Origin of the sequence: Streptomyces sp. NPDC096013, assembly GCF_044763565.1 — a bacterium.
Classification (GTDB): Bacteria; Actinomycetota; Actinomycetes; order Streptomycetales; family Streptomycetaceae; genus Streptomyces.
Genome location: NZ_JBIWGK010000001.1, coordinates 893071 through 919175 on the forward strand (window position 1 = coordinate 893071; position 26105 = coordinate 919175).

Consider the following 26105-nt stretch of genomic DNA (forward strand, 5'->3'; position numbering starts at 1 on the left):
CTGTCGGCGGGGGCAGCCCGCTGTTGACCGCGACGAGAGTGTCCTTCCTGCTCGACGTACTCGGTACTCGTGCGGGCGCCTCCACGTCCTCTCTGTGCGGCACCGTCTACCAGTCGATGGCGTCCTGGGGGTCGCTCAGCCAGTAGGTGGTGCGCAGCGAGCTGTCGATGTACGTGCCCTTGCTCGGCAGCGGGACGTCGACGCCGGAGCCGACGAAGTCGAGGTCGCGGTTCTGGAAGATCACCGCGAGGGTCTTCGCGGTGTAGCCGCCGGTGCCGCTGCCGTCGGCGCTGGAGAGGTTGACGCCGGCGTAGCCCGACTGGCCGGGGCCGAGGGTGGTGACCGCCTGCGGCTGCGACTCCTCGACGACCGGGGGCACGGCCTGGGCGTCCTGGAAGCGGAGGGCCGGGTAGCCGTACAGGTAGCAGGTCTTGGAGCCGGTGTTCTTCACGGTCAGCAGCAGGTGGTTCAGCGGACGCGTGACGGTCCGCGCCGTGACCTTGGTGTTGGTGCCGGTGCAGGTGACCCCGGCCGAGGACGCCTTGGTCCCCTTGGACTTCTTGGCCGGCTTCGAGGTGGTGGCGCTCCGGTGGGACTTCGCGACGGTCACGACCGAGTCCGTACCGGAGGCCGCGGCCCGGGTGTCGGCGGCGGTGTGCGGGGTGTGCCGGGCACCGGTGTCCTGGCCCGTTCCACAGGCGGTCAGTGCGAGTGAGGCGGCCGCGGCGAAGCCGGCGGTGAGGAGCGCGGTACGGCGGCGGAAGAGCGTGCTGGACATGATCGGGTTCCCCCTGGATGCGGTGCGGGAAGGCGGGCCACCGGGTCGTGGTGGGCCTCGCCGTCGGACAACCGCAGCTTGCGCGGCGATCCGTCCCAGCGGCTACCGCCGACGGGGGGAACGGGAAGCTGGAACGCTCGCACAGGGGTTGACCTGCGGGGACGTGATGTCCCTGGAACGCGCGGGTGGAACGGGCACCGGCCGTCGGAGCGGTCCGACCGGTGCCGTACCGCACGATCAGCAGTAGAGGTTGGCTCCGGTGCTGGTCCCGAGGATCGAGGTGAACCGCGTGTAGGCGTCCACCCGGCTCTGCACCTGTGCGGGGTTCCTGCCGTCGCACTCGACCGAGCCGTTGATGCTGCGGATGGTCTGGCCGAAGCCGGCGCCGTTGACGATCGCGTTGTGCGGGGTCATGGAACCGGGGCCGCTCTGGGTGTTCCAGTACCAGAGCGCGGTCTTCCAGGCGACGGCCGAGTCGTTCTGCACCAGCCAGGGGTTGTTGAGCAGATCGATGCCCAACGCGTCCCCGGCGGCCTTGTAGTTGAAGTTCCAGCTGAGCTGCAACGGACCGCGCCCGTAGTAGGCGGCCTGACCGGCCGGGCAGCCGTACGACTGGCTCCAGTCGCAGTACGTCGGGTAGTTGGCGGTGTTCTGCTCGACGACGTACACCAACCCGCCCGTCTCGTGGCTGACGTTGGCGAGGAAGGCGGCGGCCTCCTGCTTCTTCGTGGTGTCGCTGCCGGTGTTCGCGAAGCCCGGGTAGGCGCCGAGGGCGGCGGTGAGACCGCTGTACGTGTAGAAGGAGTTCCGGCCCGGGAACATCTGGTTGAACTGGGCCTCGCTCACCACGAAGGTGCCGACGGGCGTGCCGGAACCGCCGTCGCAGGCGTACGGCTCCCAGTACCAGGTGCTGATGACCGGGTCGTAACCCGGGTTGTCGTGCTCGGCGATATACGCCTTTCCATCGGTGTACCGCACGATGTTGCCGGTGACGTACGACTGGCCGGCCACCCAGTTGGGGTAGCTCGAACAGGAGGCGGCGGACGCGCCGGCGGCGGGCAGGACCACGGGCGTCAGGCTACCGAGGACGAGTGCGGTCAGCACTGCGGCGATACGGCGTCTCGACACAGGGTTCAACTCCTCTGTGAAGCACGGCCGTTCCCGCGAAAGGGCAGGGCGGAGCGGAGCCTTTGTGCGCACGGGCCGGTCGGACCGGTCACGACGTGGGGGGCGGCCGTGGTGGGGGGTGACCCACTCACTGAACCGTATTGGTCTGTACCAGTCAAGGGTATAGACCAGTCAACCCACCACCCGGGCACCCGAGTTGCGACCGGGCCTGGGTGAACCGCTCTGTGACCCACTGCTCGCGTGGGAACAGACGGGTCTGGTCCGAGAAGCCGAGCCCGTCGAAGTCCCGGGCCAGGATGTGCGGCACGCTGCGCCGTCTCGCATACGCTGCGACCGCATGCTCCGCGACGCGTGGGCTTCGCACCTCGTGAACGCCGCGACCGTACGCCGAACCCCCGGAGGCGATGGCCCTGATCACCCTCGATCTGCACCCCGTCTTCCGCAGCGACCGCGCCATCGACACGGCCCTGCGGCAGACCCTGTTCAAGGCCGCCGCCACCGGCGTCGACGTCGTCCAGATCATCCCGGGCAAGGGAACGGGCCAGCTGAAGAAGCGGGTGCTGGCCGTGCTGGCGCAGAAGCACCTCAGGAAGCTCTACGTCCGGGTGGAGACGGATCCGACCAACGCGGGCCGGATTCTGGTCCACCTCAAATGACTCCCACCGGCACCCCCGCGACGGCGTGGGCCGGTCCCCAGGCGTGAGCCCGGGGACCGGCCCCCTCCATGCCCTCGGTCCTGCCTACTGGCCGAAGCCGTAGGAGAACAGATGGTCGGTGCCCGTCGAGCCCGTCACCGGCAGCGTGATCGACGCGACCTGCTTGGACGGGTCCAACGCGACCTTCGCGGCGAAGACATAGGTCTTCACCCCGTCGCGGCCACCGCTGCCGGTGTTCCGGTAGGCCGTCGTCGCGGCCGTCGTGTCACCCGGAAGCGGCTTGCTGGAACCGCCGTTGAGGGTCCAGTCCGGGAAGGTGACCGTCCCCTGCGAGGTGGTGCCGTCGGTGTACGTCACGGTCACCGCGCCGGAGACCCCGCTGCCGTCGGTCGGCGCGTTGGTCGCCGTGCCCAGCAGCCCCAGCGACGCCCCGGACGTACCGGCCGGCATCGGGATGGTCTGTCCGGCCATCTCCAGGTTGTCCAGCTGACCCGACGTCACCTTCGGCCAGGTGTAGGTGATGCCGTCGACCGTGAGAGCCGCACCGCTCGTGACACCGGCCGCCGCGAGCGCGTTCTGCGAGAAGGCCCAGCCCCCGCCGTCGAACCCGCCCGAGAAGGTGGCGCCGTCGGGATAGATGCCCTCATTCGTGTTGTACGGCCACAGCGCCCCGGCCTTGGCCACCGCCACCCGGAGCGCCGCCCCGGCCAGCGCCGCACCGGTGCTGTGGTCGGTGAGCGCGAACGTGACCGGGAACAGCCCTTCGTCCGCTCCCGCCGTCACCCGGACCTTCGCCTCGGCACTGCCTGCGGCGGGCACCGTCAGCGAACCGGATGCCGTGTCCAGCGTGACGCCGGACGGCGCCGTCGCCTTCCAGTCGACGGTGACGGCCGTACTGCCGAGGTTGGTCAGGTCGAGCGTGCCGTCACCGGCCGAACCCGGCTGGAGCACCAGGCCGTTGGCGGGACCGGTCGCGGCCAGCACCCGCCCGCCGCCCGTGGTGTCGGACGGCGGCGCCGCCGAAGAGGCGGACCCCCAGGCCGAGTTGGGCTGCGTGCCGAGCGTGAAGTCGAGGGAGCCGGCCCCCTGGAACTTCTGGTACGTCAGCCATGGGGCGTTCCAGGCCTGCCCCTTGACCCCGAGCGACTGCACGTACGGCGCGTCGGTCGCGGCCTGCGGGGCGTTGATCCGCACCGACTTTCCGTTGCCGAAGGTCACCTTGGCCACGGGGAACACCGGGCTGCCGAGCGCCAGCGTGTCCGTGCCCGGGGTCTCCGGGTACATGCCCAGCTCGGACCAGACGTACCAGGAACTCATCGCGCCGAGGTCGTCGTTGCCGAACGAGCCGACCGGAGCGTTGAAGTACAGCTTCTGCTGCGCCTCACGGACGGCCGCCTGCGTCTTCCAGGGCTGGCCCGTGTAGTCGTACTCCCAAGGGATCTCCACACTGGGCTCGTTGCTCAGGTCGGCGTCGGTGTTGCCGGGGCTCGTGATGTCGTCGAGCAGGCTGTCCAGGTACGACGAGTACTCCTTCGCGCCGCCGCGTGCCTGGATCAGCTGCCGCAGGTTGAACGGGACCATCGGCGTGTACTGCGCGGAGGTGCCCTCCACGAAACCGTTGGAGGTACCGGGGGTGAAACCGCTCGCGAACTGGCCGTCCTTGTTCTTGGCCTGCATGTAGCCAGTCTGCGGGTTGAAGACGTTCATCCAGTCCTGGGCGCGGGTGGCGAACTTCTCGTAGACGGACGTCTTGCCCAGCGACTTGGCGAAGGCGGCGATGGCGTAGTCGGCGGAGTCGTACTCGAGTTGAGTGGAGACCGGGCCGTAGAAGTTGCAGCAGTTGTAGTCGTTCTCGTCGAGCGGGAGGTAGCCCTTCGCGTCCCGCACGGACTCGCCGGGGCGGTCGTTGTTCGGGACGGTGGCCTCGTGCTGTAGGGCGGCGAGGGCCTTGGCGGTGTCGAAGCCCGTCGCGCCGAAGGCGTACGCGTCGGCGATGATGCCGGCGGCCGGGTCACCGACCATGACGTAGCTCTCGCCGTTGTTCGAGGCCCACTTGGGCAACAGGCCTGTCTGGTCGTAGCCGTTGAGCATCGAGGTGACGACGTCGGAGGCGACCTTGGGCTCGACCATGGCCATCAGCTGGGTCTGGGAGCGATAGGTGTCCCAGCCCGAGTAGTTGGCGTACTGCGCCTTCTGCCCCTTGGCGAGTCTGTGGACCTGGTTGTCCATGCCCATGTACTGGCCGTCGTCGTCCGAGAAGACGTTGGGGTGCAGGAGCGCGTGGTAGAGCGCGGTGTAGAACTGCGTCTGCTGGTCGGCGGACCCACCGCCCACCTGGACCTTGTTCAGTACGGCGTTCCAGGCGTCGTGGTTGGACCGTTCCACGGCGGCGAGGTTCCAGTTCTTGATCTCGCTCGCCAGGTTGTTCGCGGCGCCCGCGTCACTCGTGTACGAGACGCCGACCTTCGCGCTGACCGTGGGGTTCGCGGCGGTGTCGAAGGTGAGGTACATGCCGTTGGCGCCGGTGGTGGGCGGCTGGGCGGCCTTGGCCGTGGCGGACGACCGGGTGCCGGTACCGGTGCCGTGGATCGTCGGGGCCGGTTTCGCCGGAACGGTGAAGTGCTTCTCCTTCAGCGGCGCCGACTTGGCGGTCTGCGGGGCGAGTTGGGCTTTCCCCGCCTTCAGCGACTTCGCGTCGGGGTTGATGGTGCTGCCGACCCAGGTGCCGCTCGCGGTGAACGGTCGGTCGAACTTGATGTCGAAGTGCAGCGTGTACCGGTTGCCCGCGCCGCAGAAATGGCCGCTGTCGATCGCCCCGCTGATCTCCTTGTCGCTGACCACCTGGACGCGGGTCCCGTCCACCTGTGTGGCGCCGCCGCTCAACTTGAAGAGCAGGTTGGCCTGTTGACCCGTCGGAAAGGTGAAGGTGCCGAGCCCGGCGCGGGTGGTGTCGGTCAGTTCGGTCTTGACGCCGTTCGCGTCGGTGACCTTGTAACTCCCTATGCCGGCCTGCTCGTCGGCGTGGCTGAAACCGACGGACGTACTGCCGAGGTCGCCCGACAGCGCACCGGTCACCGGCAGGATCGGCAGGTCGCCCGCGACGGGGCAGCCGGGGCCCGAGATATGGGTGAGGCTGAAGCCGGAGAGCTTCTTGTCCTGGTACTCGTAGCCGCCGCCGTCGGGGCGGTGGGGTGTGGTGTCGGGACCCCACTGCACCATCCCGGCCGGCATGTCGGGGCCAGGGAAGGTGTCCACCGCGCCGGAGGTGCCGATGAGCGGGTTGACGAGGGACGCGGGGTCCGTCACCAGGGTCGGCGTCGCGGTGCTCGCGGCGTAGGCGCTCCCGATCGCCGGAAGCGTGAGGGCCGTCATGCCCAACACACAGACGACGGCGAGGCGTTGGCGGAATCTGTTTCGGTCACGTGGCACGGCTGGACGTCGGGGTCTCACCATCGGTCGCCTCCGCAGCGGTTCGTGCTTCGCACATCAGGTGGCGGCGCGCCGGAATGCACCGGAACGCCGGCGACAGGCAACAGTTCCTGGTCGCTCCCACGGCCTGACAACGTTGCCATGCACGAGTGTCGAGTGAAACGCCTGCGCTGATGGTGTGTCAACGAGGTGGGCACGAATTTCTGGGTGTGAAGTTGACAAGCGTCCAACCGTGTTGCCGTTGGATGGAGTTCACGCGCGGCCGACGGGGCGGCCGACCGCCCACGTCTCCCCTGGCGGACGCCACGGAGCACCGGCGCGCGGTCGGCTCACGGCCAGCGCGCAGGCGGCGCGCACTCGGCTCGTCAAGGACGTACTGCCTCTATGACCGTGCCCCGCAACGGAGTTGAGGCACGAACCAAGTTGGTCTAGTCCTCTTGACGGAGCGCGCCGCGAGTTGTTTGGTATGTACCAATAACCCGCGCGACGCACCCCCCACATGTCACCCCGCACCGCATCAACTCCCGCGCCCCTCACCCCGCCCCCATCACCCCGCCCCGATGGGCACCCCCGAAAGGGGAACTGTCATGCACTTGGCAAGACTGGCGGCGTCCGTGTCCGCCCTCGCGCTCTCGGTCACCGGCGTCACCCTCGCCCTGGCCCCCGCAAGCAGCGCCGCGGGGAGCAGCGTCTACTCCGTCGCTCCCTACGTCGACATGTCGAACGGTCAGGAAGGACTGCTCGACACCGCCATCACCGGCCACCACCTCAAGGCGTACACCGCGGCCTTCGTGCTCGGCGAGGGCTGCACGCAGATCTGGGGCGACACGCTCCCCATCGGCAACGACTCCTACACCGACCCCGAGATCGCCAGGGCCAAGTCCGAAGGCGCCTCCGTCATCGTCTCCTCCGGCGGGGCCAGCGGCGAACCGCTCGCCTGGACCTGCTCCACCCAGAGCAGCATCGACGCCGGCTACCAGGCCATCATCAACGACTACGGCGTCGCCCAGCTCGACTTCGACATCGAGGGCGCCGCCATCGCGGACACCGCGGCCGCGGCCCGCCAGATGCAGGCGATGAAGGACCTCAAGGCGTCCAATCCGGGCCTTCAGTTCTCCATGACCCTGCCGGTGCTGACGAGTGGGCTGACCAGCGACGGCGTCAACATCCTCAAGGCCGCCAAGAACGCGGGCATCAAGATCGACGTGGTCAACGTCATGGCCATGGACTACTACGCCGGCACCGGCACCGAGATGGGCCAGGGCGCGGTCTCCGCGGCGAAGGCGACCCTGGCGCAGATGCAGTCGGTCGACTCCGGTTACACCTACGCCAACCTCGGCATCACGCCGATGATCGGCAAGAACGACGACGGTTCCACCTTCACGCTGGCCGACGCGCAGACGGTGGAGACCTTCGCCGCGCAGAACGGCGTCGGACGGCTGGCCTTCTGGGCGATCACCCGGGACCAGGCGTGCGGCGGAAGCGCCAACTCCCTGCCCACATGCAGTGAGATCAGCCAGAACAGCCTCGCGTTCACCGACGCGTTCGTACCGTACGAGGGCACGGGCGGCGGTGGCGGAGGCACCACCACGGACTTCTCCCTGTCCCTGTCGCCGGGCTCGGCGTCCGTCACGCAGGGTGGTTCGGCCACGGCGACCGTCTCCACCGCCGTCACCTCCGGCAGCGCCGAGTCCGTCGCCCTCACCGCCTCCGGCGCACCGTCCGGCGTCACCATCGCCTTCAGTCCTGCGTCCGTGACCTCGGGCGGCAGCTCGACACTGACGGCGACGGTCGGCTCGTCCGTGGCCGCGGGCAGCTATCCGATCACCGTCACGGGCAGCGCCGCGTCCGGCAGCCACAGCGTGACCTACACACTCACGGTCACGACGACCGGCGGCGGAGGCGGCGGAGGCGGCGGGGGCGGCGGGGGCGGTTCACTGACCAACGCCGGTTTCGAGACCGGGAGTCTCAGTCCCTGGACGTGCGCGGCGGGCGGCGCGGTCGTCTCCAGCCCGGTCCACAGCGGCAGCCACAGCCTTCAGGTCACCCCGACCTCCAGCAGCACCGGCGAGTGCGACCAGACCGTCACCCTGTCCCCCAACAAGAGCTACACCCTCACGGCCTGGGTGCAGGGCCCCTACGCCTACCTCGGAGTATCGGGCGGCGCCACCGCGAGCACCTGGTCCAACAGCTCGACCTGGAACCAGCTCAAGGTCACCTTCACCACCGGCAGCTCCGGGTCCGTCACGGTCTACGTCCACGGCTGGTACGGCCAGTCGGCGGTCACGGCGGACGACTTCACGCTGGGCTGAGGACACCGGCGGAGCCCCGCCGCGCTCCTCCTGGCACAGCAGAACACCCGCCTCCGACTTTCGCCGGAGGCGGGTGTTCCGTCTCGCTGTGTCCGAGGGGGGACTTGAACCCCCACGCCCGATAAAGGGCACTAGCACCTCAAGCTAGCGCGTCTGCCATTCCGCCACCCGGACTGGGTGTCTGCCGCCTGGCCGGGGGTGTTCCCCGCGGCGACATGGACAACAATACCAAGCTTTCGGAGCGCCTTTCACCTGCATATCCGTCCCCGCGGGAGCCGCTCGCGGACACCCCGCGACCTGCGGGAAGCCGCCACCGCGGGTGAACGATCGACTACGGCCGCGGACCGGTTTCGGCCACTCACTCGCGCTCGGCGACCACCAGCGTCTGGAGTGCCCGGACGAGTGTCGCCGCCGCCTCCTCGTCGAGCGGCGCGAGGAAGCGACGCTCGGCCGCGCGCCGGGCCTGTTCGGCCAGACGCAGGCAGTCCCGGCCCTCCGGAGTCAGCTCGACGATGTTCTTCCGGCGGTCGTGCGGACTGCGCCGGCGCTCGACCAGGCCGTGGTCCTCCAGGCCGTCGATCAACGACACCATCGTGGTGCGGTCCACCCCGAGCCGCCCGGCCGCCTCGACCTGCGACAACGATTCCCCCGCCGACAGCACCACCAGCACGCCCAGCTCATGCCCGTCCACCCCGTGCGGCACCAACGCCTCGGCCGACGCCCGCGCCAGCCGGGCCTGGGCCTGCTTGAGGAGGTATCCGAGCCGGGACTCGAGAGGCGCGGGTCGCTCATCGTGGGCCATGGGCCGACTGTATCGCCGGCCTGATCATCAGCGCCTCTGACGATCTGGCGGTGGCCGTACGCCGACCCGGGCGGCACCCGTGGGACACGACACGAGCACCGCCCGGCCCCGGATCACGGCATCAGCTGGTACTCCGGGAAGTTCCCGGGCAGCCGCTCCCCCACCGGCCCGTACGTCACCGCGCGGACCAGGAGTTCACCGCCGACGAACGCTCCGCGCCAGGACGCGCCGAAGCCGCCGAACAGTTCGTCACGGTCGCCGCGCGAGCGCGGTGTGCCGTGGCCGACCTTGAACGCCCTTATCTGCGGGGCGAGTCGGTCGTACGTCGCCCGGTCGTCGGTGGACAGGGTGGCGACCAGCGCGCCGTTGGACGCGTTCATCGCGGCGAGCAGCTCCGCCTCCGTGTCGACCAGGACGATGGTGTCGACGGGTCCGAACGGTTCCGCGTGGTGCAGCGGGGACGACGGCGGCGGGTTGAGGAGCGTGACGGGGTGGACGTACGCCGAAGTGTCCTGCCCCGGAAGGAAGTCGGCGTCGGACAGCTTGCCGCGGTGCAGCGGTACGGCGCCGCGGTCGATCGCCTCGGCCACCTGGTCGTGGAGTTCCTTGGCCTTGGCCGCGTTGATCAGCGGACCGAAGTCCAGCTGCGGGTAGGGGTCTTGGGCGTCCCGCACGGCCAACGGGTGGCCGACGCGCAGCGTGCGGACGGCCGGGAGGTAGGCGGTGAGGAAGTCGTCGAACAGCTCGCGCTGGACGACGAAGCGCGGATAGGCGGTGCAGCGCTGCTTGCCGTAGTCGAAGAGCTTGGGGATGACGGCGGTGAGCGCGTCCCAGTCGGTGTGGTTCCAGATGCCCCAGGTGTTGAGTCCTTCCTGTTCGAGGATGTGCCGCTTGCCGAGGTCGGCCACGGCCGTCGCCACCGCGGCTCCGGTGTCGCGCCCGCCGACGAAGGAGACGCAGCCGATCTCGGGCGCGCGGACCAGCGCCTCCGACAGTTCGCCCCCGCTGCCGCTGACGAGGGTGACCGGAATGCCCTCGCGCGCGGCCAGCGCGGCGGCGAGGGTGAGGCAGGCGACGCCGCCGTCGGTCGGTGTCTTGGCGATGACCGCGTTCCCGGCCAGCGCCTGGACGAGCATCGCGTGGACGAGCACGCTCATCGGGTAGTTCCAGCTCGCGATGTTGGACACCGGGCCGTCCAGCGGGGTGCGGCCGGCGAGCATCGGCTCGATGCCGTCCACGTACCAGCGCACACCGTCGATGGACCGGTCGACGTCGGCCTGCGCGAGCCGCCAGGGCTTGCCGATCTCCCAGACCAGCAGCAGCGCGAAGAGTTCGCGGTGTTCGGTCAGCGCGTCCAGCGTGGCGGCGACGCGGGCGCGCCGTTCGTCGAGCGGGACATGGCGCCATGCGCGGTGCTGGTCGAGGGAGGCGCGCACGGCCTGGTGGGCGGTGGAACGGTCCAGCCGGGGCGGCCCGGCGATGGGGCTGCCGTCGACGGGAGTGGTGGCGGGCAGCGCCCGGCCGTCCCGCTGCCAGGCCGCGTTCCAGAGGTTGAGGACACGGTCGTCCTGGAACGCCTCGGGCGCGACGGCCAGACAGCGCCGCCAGGCGTCGCTCCAGGACGTGCCCGCCTTGAGGGTCGGCGGACGGGTGGAGGGTGTGGGGGTGGAGGTGGAGGTGATGCCGGGTGTGAGGGTTGATGCCATGCTTCTGCTCCGCTCTCGGTGCACAGTCGGGGCGGGGTGAAACAGGAACGTTCCGACGCACGAACCGCCGTACGCACAAGCCGTCGTACGCACAAGCCGTCGTACGCACAAGCCATCGCGTGCACAAACCGTCGTACGCGCGAATCGCTGTACGGCTGAAGCGCCGTACGTATGAAGCTAGTTGCGCTCGGAGGAGCGCGACAGTCACGTCACCTCACCTATGAGTGACGTCACTTCCCATCTCCTGGGCGCGGAGACGGTCCAGCACGAGTCGTGCCGTCTCAGTCGGCGTGCTTCCGACGGAGACCCCTACGGCCTCCAGCGCCGCCTTCTTCGCCGCCGCCGTGCCGGAGGAGCCGGAGACGATGGCGCCGGCGTGGCCCATCGTCTTGCCCTCGGGTGCGGTGAAGCCGGCGATGTAGCCGACGACCGGCTTGGTGACGTGGTCGCGGATGTAGGCGGCGGCGCGTTCCTCGGCGTCGCCGCCGATCTCCCCGATGAGGACGACGAGTTCGGTGTCGGGGTCGGCCTGGAACGCGGCGAGGCAGTCGATGTGGCTGGTGCCGACGACGGGGTCCCCGCCGATGCCGACGCAGGTGGAGAAGCCGATGTCCCGAAGTTCGTACATGAGTTGGTAGGTGAGGGTGCCGGACTTGGAGACCAGTCCGATGCGGCCCGGTTTGGTGATGTCGGCGGGGATGATGCCCGCGTTGGCCTGGCCGGGGGTGATCAGGCCGGGGCAGTTGGGGCCGATGACCCGGGTGCCCTTCGACGCGGCGTACGCCGTGAAGGCGACCGAGTCGTGGACCGGGATGCCCTCGGTGATGACGACGGCGAGGCCGATTCCCGCGTCGGCGGCCTCGATCACGGCCGCCTTGGCGAAGGGCGGCGGCACGAACACGACGCTGACATCGGCTCCCGTCGACCGCATACCGTCGGCGACCGATCCGAAGACCGGCACAGCGCGGTCGTCGAAGTCGACGGTGCGGCCCGCCTTGCGCGGGTTGACGCCGCCGACGACGTCCGTGCCGGCCGCGAGCATCCGGCGGGTGTGCCTCATTCCCTCGCCGCCGGTCATGCCCTGGACGAGGACCTTGCTCTCCTTGGTGAGGTAGATCGCCATGTCCCGGCTCCTTAGCGTGCGTTGGCGAGGTCGGCGGCGCGGCGGGCGGCGCCGTCCATGGTGGTGGCCTGCTGGACCAGCGGATGCGCGTACCCGTCGAGGACGGCCCGGCCCCGGACGGCGTTGTTGCCGTCGAGCCGGACGACCAGCGGCTTGGTCAACTGGACGGTTTCCAGGGCCCGTACGATGCCATCGGCCACCGCGTCGCACGCGGTGATCCCGCCGAAGACGTTGACGAACACGGATTTCACGGCCGGGTCGGAGAGGATGACGGAGAGTCCGTCGGCCATGATCTGGGCCGACGCCCCGCCGCCGATGTCGAGGAAGTCGGCGGGGCGGGCGCCGCAGCCGGCGACCACGTCGAGCGTCGACATGACCAGGCCCGCGCCGTTGCCGATGATGCCGACCTCGCCGTCGAGCTTGACGTAGTTGAGCCCCTTCGCGGCGGCGACGGCCTCCAGCGGGTCGTCGTGCGCGGCACCCTCGCCTCCCCAACGCGCCTGCCGGAAGCGGGCGTTGTCGTCGAGGGTCACCTTGCCGTCGAGAGCGAGGATCTGCCCCTGCCGGGTCCGCACGAGCGGGTTGACCTCGACGAGGACGGCGTCCTCGCGGACCAGCACCTCCCACAGCCGCACGAGGACGTCGACGGTCTGCGGGGGCAGGCCGGCCGCCTCGGCGATCTCGGCCGCCTTGGCCGAGGTGACGCCCTCGGCGGGGTCGATGTGGATACGGGCCACCGCCTCCGGTCGACGGGCGGCGACCTCCTCGATCTCCGTACCGCCCTCCGCCGACGCGATCGCGAGGAAGCGCCCCGCCGCGCGGTCGAGGACGTAGGAGACGTAGAACTCGCTCTCGATGTCGACGGGTTGGGCCAGCATGACCGTGCCGACCGTGTGCCCCTTGATGTCCATGCCGAGGATCTGGCGTGCCGTCAGTTCGGCGGCGGCCGGGTCGGCGGCGAGTTTGACCCCGCCCGCCTTGCCTCGCCCGCCGGTCTTGACCTGCGCCTTCACCACGACGCGTCCGCCCAGTCTGCGGGCGATCTCCCGTGCCTCCTTGGACGAGGCGGTGACCTCGGCCCGGGGCACCACGATGCCGTGGTCCTCGAAGAGTTGCCTTGCCTGGTGCTCGTACAGGTCCATCTCGGCTCCTGCCCACTGTGTCTGCCTGGGGAGCGACCTGGAGTCCCTCGAAAAGTGCCGCACGCCCCCTGGACACCACCCACCGGATGCGGGATAACAAGTTTCATACAGTATTCGTCGACTGTATGCAATGTACCGCGAGAGCCTTCCAACCCCCTACGAAGGGACAGGACTTCGCCATGCCCGACGACACCCAGGACGTGATTTCCGGTGGTCATCTCGTCGCCAAAGCCCTGAAGGCCGAGGGGGTCGACCGCATCTACACCCTGTGCGGCGGCCACATCATCGACATCTACGACGGCTGCGTCGACGAGGGCATAGAAGTCGTCGACGTACGCCACGAGCAGGTGGCGGCCCACGCGGCGGATGGTTACGCGCGGATCACCGGCAGGCCCGGCTGCGCCGTGGTCACCGCGGGACCCGGTACGACCGACGCCGTCACCGGTGTCGCCAACGCCTTCCGCGCCGAGTCACCGATGCTGCTCATCGGCGGCCAAGGGGCCCTGACCCAGCACAAGATGGGCTCCCTCCAGGACCTGCCGCACGTCGACATGATGACCCCGATCACCAAGTTCGCGGCGACCGTGCCGGACACAGCGCGCGCCGCCGACATGGTGTCGATGGCGTTCCGCGAGTGCTACCACGGCGCGCCGGGCCCCTCCTTCCTGGAGATCCCGCGCGACGTCCTCGACGCGAAGGTGCCGGTGGGCAGGGCCCGGGTGCCCAAGCCCGGCGCCTACCGCGCGTCGACCCGCTCGGCCGGCGACCCCGAGGCGATCGAGAACCTCGCCGACCTGCTGGTCCACGCCGAGAAGCCGGCGATCCTGCTGGGCAGCCAGGTGTGGACGACGCGCGGCACCGAGGCGGCCATTGAACTCGTCCGCACCCTCAACATCCCCGCGTACATGAACGGCGCGGGCCGCGGCACCCTCCCGCCCGGTGACGCGCACCATTTCCAGCTCTCCCGGCGCTACGCCTTCTCCCACGCCGACGTCATCGTCATCGTCGGCACGCCCTTCGACTTCCGCATGGGCTACGGAAAGCGCCTCTCCCCCGACGCGACCGTCGTGCAGATCGACCTCGACTACCGCACCGTCGGCAAGAACCGCGACATCGACCGCGGCATCGTCGGCGACGCGGGGCTCGTCCTGAAGTCGGTCGCGGAGGCCGCCTCGGGACGCCTCAACGGCGGGGCGTCCCGGCGCAAGGAGTGGCTCGACGAGCTGCGGGCGGTCGAACAGGCCGCGATCGAGAAGCGGTTGCCGAGCCTCAGGTCAAACGCGTCGCCGATCCACCCGTACCGGCTCGTCAGCGAGATCAACGACTTCCTCACCGAGGACTCCATCTACATCGGCGACGGCGGCGACATCGTCACCTTCTCCGGGCAGGTCGTGCAGCCCAAGTCGCCCGGCCACTGGATGGATCCGGGCCCGCTCGGCACCCTCGGCGTCGGCGTCCCGTTCGTCCTAGCGGCCAAGCAGGCCCGCCCCGACAAGGAGGTCGTCGCGCTCTTCGGCGACGGCGCGTTCTCCCTGACCGGCTGGGACTTCGAGACCCTCGTCCGCTACGACCTCCCGTTCGTCGGCATCGTCGGCAACAACTCCTCGATGAACCAGATCCGTTACGGCCAGGCCGCCAAGTACGGCCTGGAGCGCGAGCGGGTCGGCAACACCCTCAGCGACGTGCACTACGACAAGTTCGCCCAGATGCTGGGCGGTCACGGCGAGGAGGTCCGCGACCCCGCCGACATCGGCCCCGCGCTGCGACGGGCCAGGGAGTCGGGCAAGCCGTCGCTGATCAACGTCTGGGTCGACCCGGACGCGTACGCCCCCGGAACCATGAACCAGACGATGTACAAGTGAGGTGAACGGCCATGACCGCCAGGGCACTTGAGGGCATCCGCGTCCTCGACATGACGCACGTCCAGTCCGGCCCCTCCGCGACCCAACTGCTCGCCTGGCTCGGCGCCGACGTCGTCAAGCTGGAGGCGCCGACCGGCGACATCACGCGCAAGCAGCTGCGCGATCTCCCGGACGTCGACTCGCTCTACTTCACGATGCTCAACTGCAACAAGCGGAGCATCACCCTCAACACCAAGACCGAGCGCGGCAAGGAGATCCTCACCGAGCTGATCCGGCGCTCCGACGTCATGGTCGAGAACTTCGGGCCGGGCGCGGTCGACCGTATGGGGTTCACCTGGGATCGCATACAGGAGATCAATCCCCGCATTGTGTATGCGTCCATCAAGGGCTTCGGGGACGGTCCGTACACCAACTTCAAGGCGTACGAGGTCGTCGCGCAGGCGATGGGCGGGTCGATGGCGACCACGGGCTTCGAGGACGGGCCGCCGCTGGCCACGGGCGCTCAGATCGGCGATTCGGGCACCGGAGTGCATACAGTAGCCGGGATACTGGCGGCACTCTTCCAGCGTGAGCACACCGGCCGGGGCCAGCGCGTCAACGTGGCCATGCAGCACGCCGTCCTCAACCTGTGCCGGGTGAAGCTCCGCGACCAGCAGCGCCTGGCGCACGGGCCGCTCGCCGAGTACCCGAACGACGACTTCGGCGACGAGGTGCCCCGCTCGGGCAACGCATCCGGCGGCGGGCAGCCCGGCTGGGCGGTCAAGTGCGCGCCCGGCGGCCCGAACGACTACGTGTACGTGATCGTGCAGCCCGTCGGCTGGAAGCCGCTGACCGAGCTGATCGGCCGGCCCGAGCTGGCCGACGATCCCGAGTGGGCGACGCCCGAGGCCCGGTTGCCGCAGCTCTCCAAGATGTTCCAGCTGATCGAGGAGTGGTCGTCCACGCTGCCCAAGTGGGAGGTGCTGGAGCGGCTCAACGCCCACAACATCCCGTGCGGGCCGATCCTGTCGACCAGGGAGATCATCGAGGACGAGTCGCTGGTCGCCAACGAGATGGTCGTGACGGTGCCGCACCCCGAGCGCGGCGAGTTCGTCACCGTGGGCAGCCCGCTGAAGCTCTCCGACTCCCCTGTGGACGTGACCAGTTCACCGCTGCTCGGCGAGCACAACGAAGAGGTCTACCTCGGCGAACTCGGTCTCGGCGACGAAGAGTTGCGCCTGCTCAAGTCGAACGGAGTGATCTGACGTGATGGCAGAGAACCGGGTCCTGACGGTGCGCGCGCTGCTCGACTTCGTGCGGGCCGAAGGACGGTTCGCGCTCACCGCGCCCGAGGGCAGGGTGATCGCCGACGCGTACGGGATCGCCGTACCGGGCGAGGAGTTGGCGACGGACGTCGACGAGGCGGTGGCGTACGCGGCGCGGTTCGGCGGCCCCGTGGTGATGAAGATCGTCTCGCCCGACATCCTGCACAAGACCGACGCCGGCGGAGTGATCGTCGGGGTCGAGGGCGCGGCGGACGTACGGGCCGCGTTCCACACGATCGTCGACAACGCGCGGGCGTACGACGCGCGGGCTCGCATCGAGGGCGTGCAGGTGCAGGAGTTGCTGCCGCAGGGGCAGGAGGTGATCGTCGGCGCGGTGACCGACCCGACGTTCGGGAAGGTGGTCGCGTTCGGGCTCGGCGGGGTGCTGGTCGAGGTCCTCAAGGACGTGACGTTCCGGCTCGCGCCCGTGACCCCGGACGAGGCGCTGTCCATGCTGGACTCGATCCGGGCGGCGGAGATCCTGCGCGGGGTGCGCGGACAGGCGGCGGTCGACCGGTGGGCGATCGCCGAGCAGATCCGCCGGGTGTCCCAACTGGTCGCGGACTTCCCGGAGATCGCCGAGGTGGACCTCAACCCGGTGATCGCGACCCCGCAGGGCGCCGTCGCGGCGGACATCCGGGTGATCCTCGCGGAATCGCAGCCGGTGGCCCGTCGACGGTATACACGCGACGAGATCCTGACGACCATGCGCCGTCTCATGGAGCCGTCCTCGGTCGCCGTGATCGGTGCCTCGAACGAGCAGGGCAAGATCGGCAACTCGGTGATGCGCAATCTCGTCGACGGCGGCTTCGCCGGGGAGATCCATCCGGTGAACCCCAAGGCCGATGACATTCTGGGCCGCAAGGCGTACAAGAGTGTCACGGACGTTCCCGGTGAGGTGGATGTGGCCGTCTTCGCCATTCCCGCCAGGTTCGTGGCAGCGGCGCTGGAGGAGGTGGGGCGCAGGAACATCCCCAACGCCGTCCTCATCCCCTCCGGGTTCGCGGAGACCGGTGAAGTCGCCCTCCAGGACGAGATCGTGGCGATCGCCGAGCGCTACGGCGTCCGTCTCCTCGGCCCGAACATCTACGGCTACTACTCGACCTGGCAGGACCTGTGCGCCACCTTCTGCACGCCGTACGACGTGAAGGGCGGGGTAGCGCTGACCTCGCAGTCCGGTGGCATCGGGATGGCGATCCTGGGCTTCGCGCGGACCACGAAGACGGGGGTGTCGGCGATCGTCGGGCTCGGCAACAAGTCGGACCTGGACGAGGACGACCTGCTGACCTGGTTCGGCGAGGACCCGCACACGGAGTGCATCGCGATGCACCTGGAGGACCTCAAGGACGGCCGCGCGTTCGTCGAGGCGGCCCGAAAGACCGTGCCCCGCAAGCCGGTCGTGGTGCTGAAGGCGGGCCGTACGGCGGCGGGTGCGAAGGCCGCCGGTTCGCACACGGGCGCGCTGGCCGGTGACGACGCGGTGTACGGCGACATCCTCAGGCAGGCCGGTGTCATCCGGGCCCCCGGGCTCAACGACATGCTGGAGTACGCGCGCGGCCTGCCCGTGCTGCCGACTCCCCGGGGGGACAACGTCGTCATCATCACCGGCGCCGGCGGCAGCGGTGTGCTGCTCTCGGACGCGGTGACCGACAACGGCCTGTCCCTGATGGAGATCCCGGCGGATCTGGACGCGTCCTTCCGGAAGTTCATCCCGCCCTTCGGGGCCGCGGGCAACCCGGTCGACATCACCGGGGGCGAGCCGCCGTCGACGTACGAGGCGACGATCCGGCTCGGTCTTGAGGACCCGCGCATCCACGCGCTGGTCCTCGGCTACTGGCACACCATCGTCACTCCCCCGATGGTCTTCGCGGAGCTGACCGCGCGGGTGGTCGCCGAGTTCAGGGAACGCGGCATCGAGAAGCCGGTGGTGGCGTCGCTCGCGGGTGACGTGGAGGTCGAGGAGGCCTGCCAGTACCTGTACGAGCGCGGGGTGGTGGCGTACCCGTACACGACGGAGAAGCCGGTGGCGGTGCTCGGCGCGAAGTACCGATGGGCGCGCGCGGCAGGGCTGTTGGGCGGTGGTTCATGACGTGAGCCGACGCGGGGCCGGCCGACAGTGCGGTCGGCCGGCCCCGAGGACCCGTGCGCACGCGAAAGGCGATGGACAGGGGGCGCTGGCCAGAACTTTCGACGCAAGGGGCACTGAGCGATGGCAACAACGGACTGCACGACGTCCGTCCCCTACAGGGAAGTGACGGACCGTCACGGCCGCGTGTACCGCATCGGTGAGTCCGATGCCGACATCATGGGCCGGGCGCGCACGTGGATGGTCGTCCTGCCCTGGGTGGGCATGATGGGCATCAGTTCCGCCGAGTACGCGTTCACGTCGGCGGAGGACACGCTCCACGACGCGCATCTGTGGAGCAGTGGGCACATCTTCTGGCTGATGGGCGTCTGGGTGTTCTTCCAGGCGGCCGTGGCCTTCCCGGCCGGGCGGTTGCGCGAGAGCGGCCGGCTCCCGGCGCGTACGGCCATGTTGCTCGGCGCGCTCGGCACGCTGCTGGGCTATCTGGCGCTGGCGTTCGCGCCGAACGTGCTCGTCGCCTATCTCGGCTTCGGCATGTGCAGCGGGATCGGCGCCGGGCTGGTGTACGCGACCTGCGTGAACATGGTCGGCAAGTGGTATCCGGAGCGCAAGGGCGGCAAGACGGGCTTCGTCAACGGCGGATTCGCCTATGGCTCCGTACCGTTCGTGTTCCTGTTCACCTCGGTGCTGGACCTCGGCAACTACAAGGTGCTGCTGAGTCTGGTCGGCGTGGGGCTGTGTCTGGTGGTGGCGTCGGCGGGCTGGTTCTTCCGCGATCCGCCGAAGAACTGGTGGCCCGCGCACATCGATCCGCTGAAGGCGGCCCAAGACCCCAGAATCCGGCGGGCGTTGGAGAAGAACCCGCCGGCGGTCAAGCAGTACACACCCAAGGAGGCCGCCCGTACCCCCGTGCTCTGGATGATGTGGTTCTGTCTGCTGTGCACGGCCGGCATCAACATCTTCGGCATCGCCTTCCAGGTGCCGTTCGGCAAGGACATGGGCTTCGCAGGCGGGATCGTGGCCACGGCGATGTCCCTCAAGGCGATCGTGAACGGCACCGGGCGCGGGGTCATCGGCTGGATCTCCGACCGCTACGGCCGCCGCCACACGCTGATCATCGTGTGTCTCGTGCTCGGCACGGCCCAGTTCGGCGTGCTGGTCTCGGGCCAGATGGGCAGCATGCCGTTCTTCCTGTTCTGTTCCATGGTCTCGGGTTTCGGCGGCGGGGCGATCTTCCCGCTGTTCGCCGCCATGACGGCCGACTACTTCGGTGAGAACAACAACGCCAGCAACTACGGGATGGTCTACAGCTCGAAGCTGATCTCGGGGCTCGTCGGCTCCGGTCTGGGCGCGGTCGTCGTGGGTGAGTGGGACTACCACGGCGCGTTCGTCCTGGCCGGTTCGGTGGGCCTGGCCTCCGCGGTGCTGGCGGTCTTCCTCAAGGCTCCGGGCAGGCCCGACGCCCGGCGCATCGTGCCCAATCCGCACCCGCTCGGCGAGGAGATGGCGTGACATGACCGCAGATCCCATCACCACGAACGAATCCGGCGCCGCGAACCGTCCCTATCGTGAAGTGACCGACGCCCACGGCCGCGTCTACCGCGTCGGCGAGACCGACCGGGACATCCTCGGCCACTCGCGGAAGATCATGATCTATCTGCCGTGGATCGCCATGATGGCGATCAGTGTCTTCGAGTACGCGTACGGCTCCGCGGAGGACACCCTGTCCAGCGCGCACGGCTGGACGCAGAGCAACACCTTCTGGATCCTGAGCGTTTGGGTCTTCTTCCAGGCCGGCATCGCCTTCCCGGCGGGCTGGATGCGCGAGAGGGGCATCCTGACGGCGCGCCGGGCGATGTTCATCGGCTCCGTGCTGTGCGTCATCGGTTTCCTGGCCCTGTCGCATCTGAGCAATGTGTGGCTGGCGATCATCGGCTTCGGTGTGATCGGCGGTGTCGGCGCCGGTCTCGTCTACGCGACCTGCATCAACATGGTCGGCAAGTGGTTCCCCGAACGGCGGGGCGCCCGCACCGGGTTCGTCAACGGCGGCTTCGCGTACGGCTCGCTGCCGTTCATCTTCATCTTCAACTACGCCTTCGACACCGGGAATTACCACCGGGTCCTGGATCTCATCGGGTGCTACATCCTGATCGTGGTGTTCGGCTGCGCGTTCTTCTTCAAGGACCCGCCGCAGAACTGGTGGCCCGCCGACATCGACCCGCTGACCTACGGCGGCACCGGCAAGAGTGCGACGGGCCTCGCCAAGAACCCGCCCGCCGTGAGGCAGTTCACCCCGAAGGAGGCGATCCGGACCGGCATGCTGCCCCTGATGTGGCTGTCGATCGTGCTGACCGCCGGGGTGTCGATCTTCGGGATCTCCTTCCAGGTCGACTTCGCCAAGGACGTCGGTTTCGGCCCGCTGGTGGCGGCGTCCTCGATGGGCATCATGGCGGTCATCAACGGCATCGGCCGCGCCGTCGTCGGCTGGCTGTCCGACCTGTGGGGCCGCAAACTCACCCTGGTCTTCGTCATCCTGGTCCTGGGCCTCGCCCAGTTCGGCGTGATCTGGGCCGGCCATCTGCGCAGTGAGTGGCTGTTCCTGTTCTTCGCCTTCCTCTCGGGCTTCGGCGGCGGCGCCTTCTACCCGATGTTCGCCGCGCTGACGCCGGACTACTTCGGCGAGAACTTCAACGCCACCAACTACGGCCTGGTGTACAGCGGAAAGCTCATCAGCGGTCTGTTCGGCGGCGGCCTCGGTTCGATGGTGGTCGCGGCCTGGGGCTACAACGGCGCGTACGCACTGGCGGGAGGGGTCTCGATGGTGGCGGCGGCCATCGCGTTGCTGCTGCGTCAACCAGGGCGCGGGGAGAGGGAGTCGGCCCAGGCTCCGCGACCGCAGCCCGCGGTCTGAGCGTTCGTACGTCAGGGTCGTCGGATCACCTGGTGGCCCTCCCCGGTCGGGAGGGCCATCGCGCCGCGTCGACGCCGCGACAGCGGCCCGCCCCGGCGCCGACAGCCTGCCCGGGATCAGGACGTGGCGCGCTCGTGGTACGACCGCCGGGTGTGCTCGGTGTGCTCGCGCATCAGCAGGCCGGCGCGCAGCTCGTCACGGGCCGCGATCGCGTCGATCAGGCGGCGGTGCTCGATCCAGGACGTCAGACCGCGCTGACGGGCCACCGGCGTGTAGTACCAGCGGACCCTTCGGTCGACCTGCGCTGCGAGTTCGGCGAGGACGGCGTTGCCCGCCAGCTCCATGATCTTCGCGTGGAAGCGGGCGTTCATGGCGACGGCGGCGTCCACGTCGTCGGCGTCGACCGCGCGCTCGCCCTCCGCACACAGCTCCTCCAGGACGGCGATGCCGGCCTTGCCCGCGTTGACGGCGGCGAGCCGGGCGGCCTCGGCCTCCAACAGCGTGCGTACGGTGAGGAGTTGGTCGGCCTCCTCCTCCGTGGGCTCGTGCACGAACGCGCCCTGGGCGGGCCGCAGATCGACCCAGCCCTCGGTGTTGAGCCGCTGGAGCGCCTCCCGCACGGGCTGCCGGGACACCCCGAGGTGCCCGGCGAGTTCGCTCTCGACGAGATGCTGGCCGGGCTGAAGGGCGCGTGTGGTGATGAGTTCGAGCAGTGCCTCGTAGACGCGGTCGCGCAGCGGTCCCGGACGTTCGAGCTTGGGCACCGCCCCCTGCGGCAGTCCTTGCGACAACATCGCGGTCCCCCTCCTGGGCAGCATCGGCATGGTGCAGACAGTAGACAGCGGACGGCAGACAGTGGACGGACGGCGGTAGCCGTACTCCTAAGTATCGATTGTCTATCGTCTACAGTCTACGGCGCACAGTAGCCAGATAACGAGGGAGTCGCTCTCGTCACATTCGGTGCCGCGTGGGGCCGGAGACGCAGGTCACGGGCAGCGGACGACCTGCCCGGCGTACGACAGATTTCCGCCGAAGCCGAACAGCAGGACGGGGTCGCCGGTACGGATCGCGCCCTGTTCGACGAGTTTCGAGAAGGCGAGCGGGATGCTGGCGGCGGAGGTGTTGCCCGATTGGACGACGTCACGGGCGACGACCGCGTTGACGGCGCCGATCTTCTCGGCGAGGGGCTCGATGATGCGCAGGTTCGCCTGGTGCAGGACGACTCCGGCGAGGTCGGCGGGGGTCAGGCCCGCCTTCTCGCAGGCCTTGCGGGCGATCGGCGGGAGCTGGGTGGTGGCCCAGCGGTAGACGCTCTGGCCCTCCTGCGCGAACCGCGGGGGCGTGCCCTCGATCCGTACCGCGTTCCCCATCTCGGGCACGGAACCCCACAGCACCGGGCCGATGCCGGGTTCGGCGGCGGCCTCGACGACGGCGGCGCCCGCTCCGTCGCCGACGAGGACACAGGTCGTACGGTCGCTCCAGTCGGTGACCTCGGACATCTTGTCGGCGCCGATGACCAGGGCGCGGGTGGCCGCTCCGGCGCGGACGGCGTGGTCGGCGGTGGCCAGGGCGTGGGTGAAGCCGGCGCACACGACGTTGACGTCCATGGCGGCGGGCGACGGGATGCCGAGGCGGGCGGCGACGCGGGCTGCCATGTTCGGGGAGCGGTCGATGGCCGTGGAGGTGGCGACGAGGACCAGGTCGATGTCCCCGGGCGTCAGGCCCGCGGCGGCGAGGGCCTTGGCGGCGGCGTGCGCGGCTAGCTCGTCGACGGGCTCGTCGGGCCCGGCGATGTGACGGGTCCGGATGCCCACCCGGGAGGTGATCCACTCGTCACTGGTGTCGACCAGGCCCGCCAGGTCCTTGTTGGTGAGCACCTTGGCGGGCTGGTAGTGGCCGACGGCGGCGATCCGCGTGCCGTTCATGGGTGGTCCCCTCGTTGCCTTGGGTAGCGGGAGATCCACCAGTCTTGCCAGTGACTCGCGGGTACGGCGGCAGGTGATGCCACAGGAAACTGCCGTCCGGGTTGTCGGCTTCTGTCATCCGTCCTGCGATGGGCGGTGACGCCCGAACATTCAGCCGGTGAACAGCTGCTTCGCCTTGAGGACGAGTTCGTACAGGCCGTACACGAGCGGGGCGCCCACCCAGAGCCAGGCGAAGGCGATGAGCGGCCTGCGGTCAGGCGGACTCTGACTGCTGTCGTTCGACATCGGCGGCCTCCCTCGGGGCGGGGATGTGGTGGCGGGCATGGACGGGCCGGACGAGTTCGTTGGCGACGAAGCCGACGACGAGCAGGCCGATCATGATGATGAAGGACGTGTCGTAGAGGGACGCGCCGTGTTTGCCCGCGTTCTTCTGGTGGTCGGCGATCCAGTTCACGATCAGCGGTCCGAGGACACCGGCCAGGGACCAGGCGGTGAGCAGCCGGCCGTGGATCGCGCCGACCTGGTAGGTCCCGAAGAGGTCCTTGAGGTACGCCGGTACGGTCGCGAAGCCGCCGCCGTAGAAGGAGAGGATCACCAGCGCGCACAGGATGAACAGCGGCTTCGAGGAGTCGCCGAACAGTGCGATGAGCGTGTACATGACCGCGCCGACGCCGAGGTAGACGCGGTAGATGTTCTTGCGGCCGATCAGGTCCGAGGTCGAGGACCAGCCGATACGGCCCGCCATGTTGGCCGCGGAGAGCAGCGCGACGAAGCCGGCGGCGGCCGAGGCGGAGACGGGGGTGGAGGTGTCCGCGAAGAAGTCCGTGATCATCGGGGCGGCCTTCTCCAGGATGCCGATGCCCGCGGTCACGTTCATGCACAGGACGACCCACAGGCACCAGAACTGCGGTGTGCGGACGGCGGTGTTGGCCGAGACCTGGACGCCCGAGAGGACGCTGGGCGCGTTCGCGACGGGCTTCTCGGTGCGCGGCACCCGCACGAGCAGGACGCCGAGCGTCATGAAGACCGCGTACGAGAGGCCGAGTACGAGGAACGACTGGGCGATGCCGGTGTTGTCGGAGCCGAACGACTTCAGCATCTGGGCGGACCACGGGGACGCGATGAGCGCGCCGCCGCCGAAGCCCATGATGGCGATGCCGGTGGCCATGCCGGGGCGGTCGGGGAACCACTTGATCAGGGTCGAGACCGGCGAGATGTAGCCGATGCCGAGGCCGATCCCGCCCACGAAGCCGTAGCCGAGGACGATCAGCCAGAACTGCTTCGTCTCGGCGCCGAGCGCGGAGATCAGGAAGCCGGAGGAGAAGCAGATCAGGGCGACGGTCATCGCCCAGCGCGGTCCGTTGCGCTCGACGAGGGTGCCGCCGAACGCGGCCGACAGACCGAGCATGACGATCGCGAGCTGGAAGGGCAGCGCGCTCTGGGTGCCGCTGAGGTTCAGCGAGGATTCGAGCGGCGGCTTGAAGACGCTCCAGGCGTAGGCCTGGCCGATGGAGAGGTGGACCGAGAGGGCGGCGGGTGGAACCAGCCAGCGGCTCCACGCCGGGGGTGCGACGGGGGGACTCATGATCCCGGACGGTAGGGAGCGGCACGGGAGTTGAGAAGGCCGCACGTCGACCGTATGCGATGAACGGTATGCAGACTGCGCCGAACGGTCGCCGGGGAGTTCCTGCGGCGGCTCCCGACGCCGGCACGGCCCGGGTCGCTCCTCCCGCCGGCCCCTGGTTCCAGTCCCTGCCGGAACCCTTGCCGCCCGAACTTCCATACTGTAGACAATATTTCGTCGACAGTGTTCGTCTCCGGCTTCGCCCGGTATCGGCCACGGCGGCAGCCACCTCCGCGGTACTCCCTCGACCGAACGGAGAGTCTCCGGTGAAAGTCGCAGTCCTCGGCGCCGGTGCGATCGGCGCCTATGTCGGTGCCGCGCTCCATCGTGCGGGCGCCGATGTGCATCTCGTCGCCCGTGGACCGCATCTCGCGGCCATGAGGCGGCACGGCGTCCAGGTGCTCAGCCCGCGCGGTGCCTTCACGGCCCGCGCCCATGCCACCGACGACCCGGCCGAGATCGGCCCGGTCGACTTCGTCCTCCTCGGCCTGAAGGCCAACTCGTACGCGGCGTGCGGGCCGCTGATCGAGCCCCTGCTGCACGAGACCACGGCGGTCGTCGCCGCCCAGAACGGCATCCCCTGGTGGTACTTCCACGCGCACGGCGGCCCCTACGACGGCCGGCGCATCCAGAGCGTGGACCCGGACGGCGCGGTCAGTGCGGTGCTCGCGCCCGAACGGGCCGTCGGCTGTGTCGTCTACGCGGCGACCGAACTGGCGGGGCCGGGAGTCGTCCGGCATCTCGAAGGCACCCGGTTCTCGATCGGCGAACCCGACCGGAGCGTCTCGGCGCGCTGTCTGGCGCTGAGCGAGGCGATGCGGGCCGGCGGCCTGAAGTGCCCGGTCGAGCCGGAGCTGCGCAACGACATCTGGCTCAAGCTGCTCGGCAACATCTCCTTCAACCCGATCAGCGCCCTGGCCCGCGCCACCATGCGGCAGATGTGTCTGCACGGCGGCACGCGCAAGGTCATCGAGACGATGATGACCGAGACGCTCTCCGTCGCCGAGGTCCTCGGCTGCGAGGTCGGCGTCTCCATCGAACGCCGGCTCGCGGGCGCGGAGCGCGTCGGCGACCACCGCACCTCGACGCTCCAGGACCTGGAGCGCGGCAAGCCGCTCGAACTCGACGTGCTCCTCGCGGCCGTGGTCGAGCTGGCGGAGATCACCGGCGTCGAGGTCCCCACCCTGCGCACCGTGCACGCCATCTCGGACCTGCTCGCGCTGCGGAGCGCCGCGTGACTGGCCGCGCCGCACCCGCGGGACGGCACGTGCAGGACAATGGGACGGCGAAGGCCGCGTCCGCGCCCAACCGCCCGGT

The 26105-nt window shown here is 69.5% G+C and carries 19 protein-coding genes and 1 tRNA gene; 8 read left to right on the top strand and 12 right to left on the bottom strand.

Annotated elements, in window-relative coordinates:
* Nucleotides 1-106: 106 nt before the first annotated feature.
* Both ACIRB1_RS03965 and ACIRB1_RS03970 read right to left on the bottom strand, forming a co-directional pair.
* A complete protein-coding gene (locus ACIRB1_RS03965; protein WP_403464471.1) occupies nt 107-778 on the bottom strand; it encodes a DUF4232 domain-containing protein in 672 nt (223 codons plus the stop codon).
* Nucleotides 779-1015: 237 nt separating this feature from the next.
* Nucleotides 1016-1906, bottom strand: coding sequence for a glycoside hydrolase family 19 protein (locus tag ACIRB1_RS03970; protein ID WP_352177488.1), 891 nt, complete (start codon nt 1904-1906; stop codon nt 1016-1018).
* Between the two features lie 404 nt (nt 1907-2310).
* Here ACIRB1_RS03970 and ACIRB1_RS03975 point away from each other — a divergent pair, with 404 nt between their 5' ends.
* Complete coding sequence (locus ACIRB1_RS03975) at nt 2311-2562, top strand: Smr/MutS family protein (RefSeq protein WP_403464472.1); 252 nt, start codon at nt 2311-2313, stop codon at nt 2560-2562.
* A gap of 84 nt (nt 2563-2646) precedes the next feature.
* On the opposite strand, the gene ACIRB1_RS03980 is transcribed toward ACIRB1_RS03975, so the two are convergent.
* Nucleotides 2647-5934, bottom strand: a complete 3288-nt coding sequence (locus ACIRB1_RS03980; RefSeq protein WP_403464473.1) for a lectin — start codon at nt 5932-5934, stop codon at nt 2647-2649.
* Between the two features lie 644 nt (nt 5935-6578).
* Between ACIRB1_RS03980 and ACIRB1_RS03985 the strand changes: the two genes are divergently transcribed.
* Complete coding sequence (locus tag ACIRB1_RS03985; RefSeq protein WP_403464474.1) at nt 6579-8303, top strand: carbohydrate binding domain-containing protein; 1725 nt, start codon at nt 6579-6581, stop codon at nt 8301-8303.
* 89 nt (nt 8304-8392) lie between these two features.
* On the opposite strand, the gene ACIRB1_RS03990 is transcribed toward ACIRB1_RS03985, so the two are convergent.
* From ACIRB1_RS03990 to sucC, 5 genes are all read right to left on the bottom strand, one after another.
* Nucleotides 8393-8477 (bottom strand) — tRNA-Leu (locus ACIRB1_RS03990).
* A 184-nt stretch (nt 8478-8661) separates the two neighbouring features.
* Nucleotides 8662-9105 carry a MarR family transcriptional regulator gene (locus tag ACIRB1_RS03995; RefSeq protein WP_352177492.1) on the bottom strand — a complete coding sequence of 148 codons (444 nt, stop codon included), beginning with the start codon at nt 9103-9105 and terminating at the stop codon, nt 8662-8664.
* Nucleotides 9106-9218: 113 nt separating this feature from the next.
* Nucleotides 9219-10811: an aldehyde dehydrogenase family protein gene (locus ACIRB1_RS04000; RefSeq protein WP_403464475.1), complete on the bottom strand. Its 1593-nt coding sequence runs from the start codon at nt 10809-10811 to the stop codon at nt 9219-9221.
* A gap of 214 nt (nt 10812-11025) precedes the next feature.
* Nucleotides 11026-11934 (bottom strand): succinate--CoA ligase subunit alpha, encoded by a 909-nt coding sequence (gene sucD / locus ACIRB1_RS04005; RefSeq protein WP_352177494.1) that lies wholly within the window; start codon nt 11932-11934, stop codon nt 11026-11028.
* An 11-nt stretch (nt 11935-11945) separates the two neighbouring features.
* Nucleotides 11946-13076, bottom strand: coding sequence for an ADP-forming succinate--CoA ligase subunit beta (gene sucC / locus ACIRB1_RS04010; protein ID WP_352177495.1), 1131 nt, complete (start codon nt 13074-13076; stop codon nt 11946-11948).
* Nucleotides 13077-13255: 179 nt separating this feature from the next.
* Here sucC and ACIRB1_RS04015 point away from each other — a divergent pair, with 179 nt between their 5' ends.
* The 5 genes from ACIRB1_RS04015 (at nt 13256) to ACIRB1_RS04035 (ending at nt 21239) form a co-directional block, all read left to right on the top strand.
* Entirely contained in the window at nt 13256-14938 is a 1683-nt protein-coding gene (locus ACIRB1_RS04015; RefSeq protein ID WP_403464476.1) for a thiamine pyrophosphate-binding protein, read from the top strand.
* Between the two features lie 11 nt (nt 14939-14949).
* Nucleotides 14950-16182 carry a formyl-CoA transferase gene (frc, locus tag ACIRB1_RS04020; RefSeq protein WP_352177497.1) on the top strand — a complete coding sequence of 411 codons (1233 nt, stop codon included), beginning with the start codon at nt 14950-14952 and terminating at the stop codon, nt 16180-16182.
* A gap of 4 nt (nt 16183-16186) precedes the next feature.
* The gene (locus tag ACIRB1_RS04025) at nt 16187-18331 is read left to right on the top strand and encodes an acetate--CoA ligase family protein (protein ID WP_403464477.1); all 2145 of its coding nucleotides are present in this window, start codon (nt 16187-16189) and stop codon (nt 18329-18331) included.
* 120 nt (nt 18332-18451) lie between these two features.
* A complete protein-coding gene (locus ACIRB1_RS04030; RefSeq protein WP_352177499.1) occupies nt 18452-19840 on the top strand; it encodes an OFA family MFS transporter in 1389 nt (462 codons plus the stop codon).
* 1 nt (nt 19841) lies between these two features.
* Nucleotides 19842-21239: an OFA family MFS transporter gene (locus tag ACIRB1_RS04035; RefSeq protein ID WP_403464478.1), complete on the top strand. Its 1398-nt coding sequence runs from the start codon at nt 19842-19844 to the stop codon at nt 21237-21239.
* A gap of 116 nt (nt 21240-21355) precedes the next feature.
* Here the strand turns inward: ACIRB1_RS04035 and ACIRB1_RS04040 are convergent, their stop codons facing one another.
* From ACIRB1_RS04040 to ACIRB1_RS04055, 4 genes are all read right to left on the bottom strand, one after another.
* Nucleotides 21356-22033: a GntR family transcriptional regulator gene (locus ACIRB1_RS04040; RefSeq protein ID WP_352177501.1), complete on the bottom strand. Its 678-nt coding sequence runs from the start codon at nt 22031-22033 to the stop codon at nt 21356-21358.
* A gap of 192 nt (nt 22034-22225) precedes the next feature.
* Nucleotides 22226-23164: a beta-ketoacyl-ACP synthase III gene (locus ACIRB1_RS04045; RefSeq protein WP_403464479.1), complete on the bottom strand. Its 939-nt coding sequence runs from the start codon at nt 23162-23164 to the stop codon at nt 22226-22228.
* Nucleotides 23165-23314: 150 nt separating this feature from the next.
* On the bottom strand, nt 23315-23449 hold the full coding sequence (locus ACIRB1_RS04050) for a hypothetical protein (protein ID WP_019065011.1): 135 nt from the start codon (nt 23447-23449) through the stop codon (nt 23315-23317).
* The gene (locus ACIRB1_RS04055) at nt 23418-24749 is read right to left on the bottom strand and encodes an OFA family MFS transporter (protein ID WP_352177503.1); all 1332 of its coding nucleotides are present in this window, start codon (nt 24747-24749) and stop codon (nt 23418-23420) included. The genes ACIRB1_RS04050 and ACIRB1_RS04055 overlap by 32 nt, the downstream gene beginning before the upstream one ends.
* A 305-nt stretch (nt 24750-25054) precedes the next feature.
* Here ACIRB1_RS04055 and ACIRB1_RS04060 point away from each other — a divergent pair, with 305 nt between their 5' ends.
* Nucleotides 25055-26026, top strand: a complete 972-nt coding sequence (locus ACIRB1_RS04060) for a 2-dehydropantoate 2-reductase (RefSeq protein ID WP_352177504.1) — start codon at nt 25055-25057, stop codon at nt 26024-26026.
* Nucleotides 26027-26105: the final 79 nt, after the last annotated feature.

What these genes read in the sequence shown, in the direction of transcription:
- ACIRB1_RS03965 (WP_403464471.1), bottom strand. Translation starts at nt 778, where the DNA reads ATGTCCAGCACGCTCTTCCGCCGCCGTACCGCGCTCCTCACCGCCGGC.
- ACIRB1_RS03975 (WP_403464472.1), top strand. Translation starts at nt 2,311, where the DNA reads ATGGCCCTGATCACCCTCGATCTGCACCCCGTCTTCCGCAGCGACCGC.
- ACIRB1_RS03980 (WP_403464473.1), bottom strand. Translation starts at nt 5,934, where the DNA reads ATGACGGCCCTCACGCTTCCGGCGATCGGGAGCGCCTACGCCGCGAGC.
- ACIRB1_RS03985 (WP_403464474.1), top strand. Translation starts at nt 6,579, where the DNA reads ATGCACTTGGCAAGACTGGCGGCGTCCGTGTCCGCCCTCGCGCTCTCG.
- ACIRB1_RS03995 (WP_352177492.1), bottom strand. Translation starts at nt 9,105, where the DNA reads ATGGCCCACGATGAGCGACCCGCGCCTCTCGAGTCCCGGCTCGGATAC.
- ACIRB1_RS04000 (WP_403464475.1), bottom strand. Translation starts at nt 10,811, where the DNA reads ATGGCATCAACCCTCACACCCGGCATCACCTCCACCTCCACCCCCACA.
- sucD (WP_352177494.1), bottom strand. Translation starts at nt 11,934, where the DNA reads ATGGCGATCTACCTCACCAAGGAGAGCAAGGTCCTCGTCCAGGGCATG.
- sucC (WP_352177495.1), bottom strand. Translation starts at nt 13,076, where the DNA reads ATGGACCTGTACGAGCACCAGGCAAGGCAACTCTTCGAGGACCACGGC.
- ACIRB1_RS04015 (WP_403464476.1), top strand. Translation starts at nt 13,256, where the DNA reads ATGCCCGACGACACCCAGGACGTGATTTCCGGTGGTCATCTCGTCGCC.
- frc (WP_352177497.1), top strand. Translation starts at nt 14,950, where the DNA reads ATGACCGCCAGGGCACTTGAGGGCATCCGCGTCCTCGACATGACGCAC.
- ACIRB1_RS04025 (WP_403464477.1), top strand. Translation starts at nt 16,187, where the DNA reads ATGGCAGAGAACCGGGTCCTGACGGTGCGCGCGCTGCTCGACTTCGTG.
- ACIRB1_RS04030 (WP_352177499.1), top strand. Translation starts at nt 18,452, where the DNA reads ATGGCAACAACGGACTGCACGACGTCCGTCCCCTACAGGGAAGTGACG.
- ACIRB1_RS04035 (WP_403464478.1), top strand. Translation starts at nt 19,842, where the DNA reads ATGACCGCAGATCCCATCACCACGAACGAATCCGGCGCCGCGAACCGT.
- ACIRB1_RS04040 (WP_352177501.1), bottom strand. Translation starts at nt 22,033, where the DNA reads ATGTTGTCGCAAGGACTGCCGCAGGGGGCGGTGCCCAAGCTCGAACGT.
- ACIRB1_RS04045 (WP_403464479.1), bottom strand. Translation starts at nt 23,164, where the DNA reads ATGAACGGCACGCGGATCGCCGCCGTCGGCCACTACCAGCCCGCCAAG.
- ACIRB1_RS04050 (WP_019065011.1), bottom strand. Translation starts at nt 23,449, where the DNA reads ATGTCGAACGACAGCAGTCAGAGTCCGCCTGACCGCAGGCCGCTCATC.
- ACIRB1_RS04055 (WP_352177503.1), bottom strand. Translation starts at nt 24,749, where the DNA reads ATGAGTCCCCCCGTCGCACCCCCGGCGTGGAGCCGCTGGCTGGTTCCA.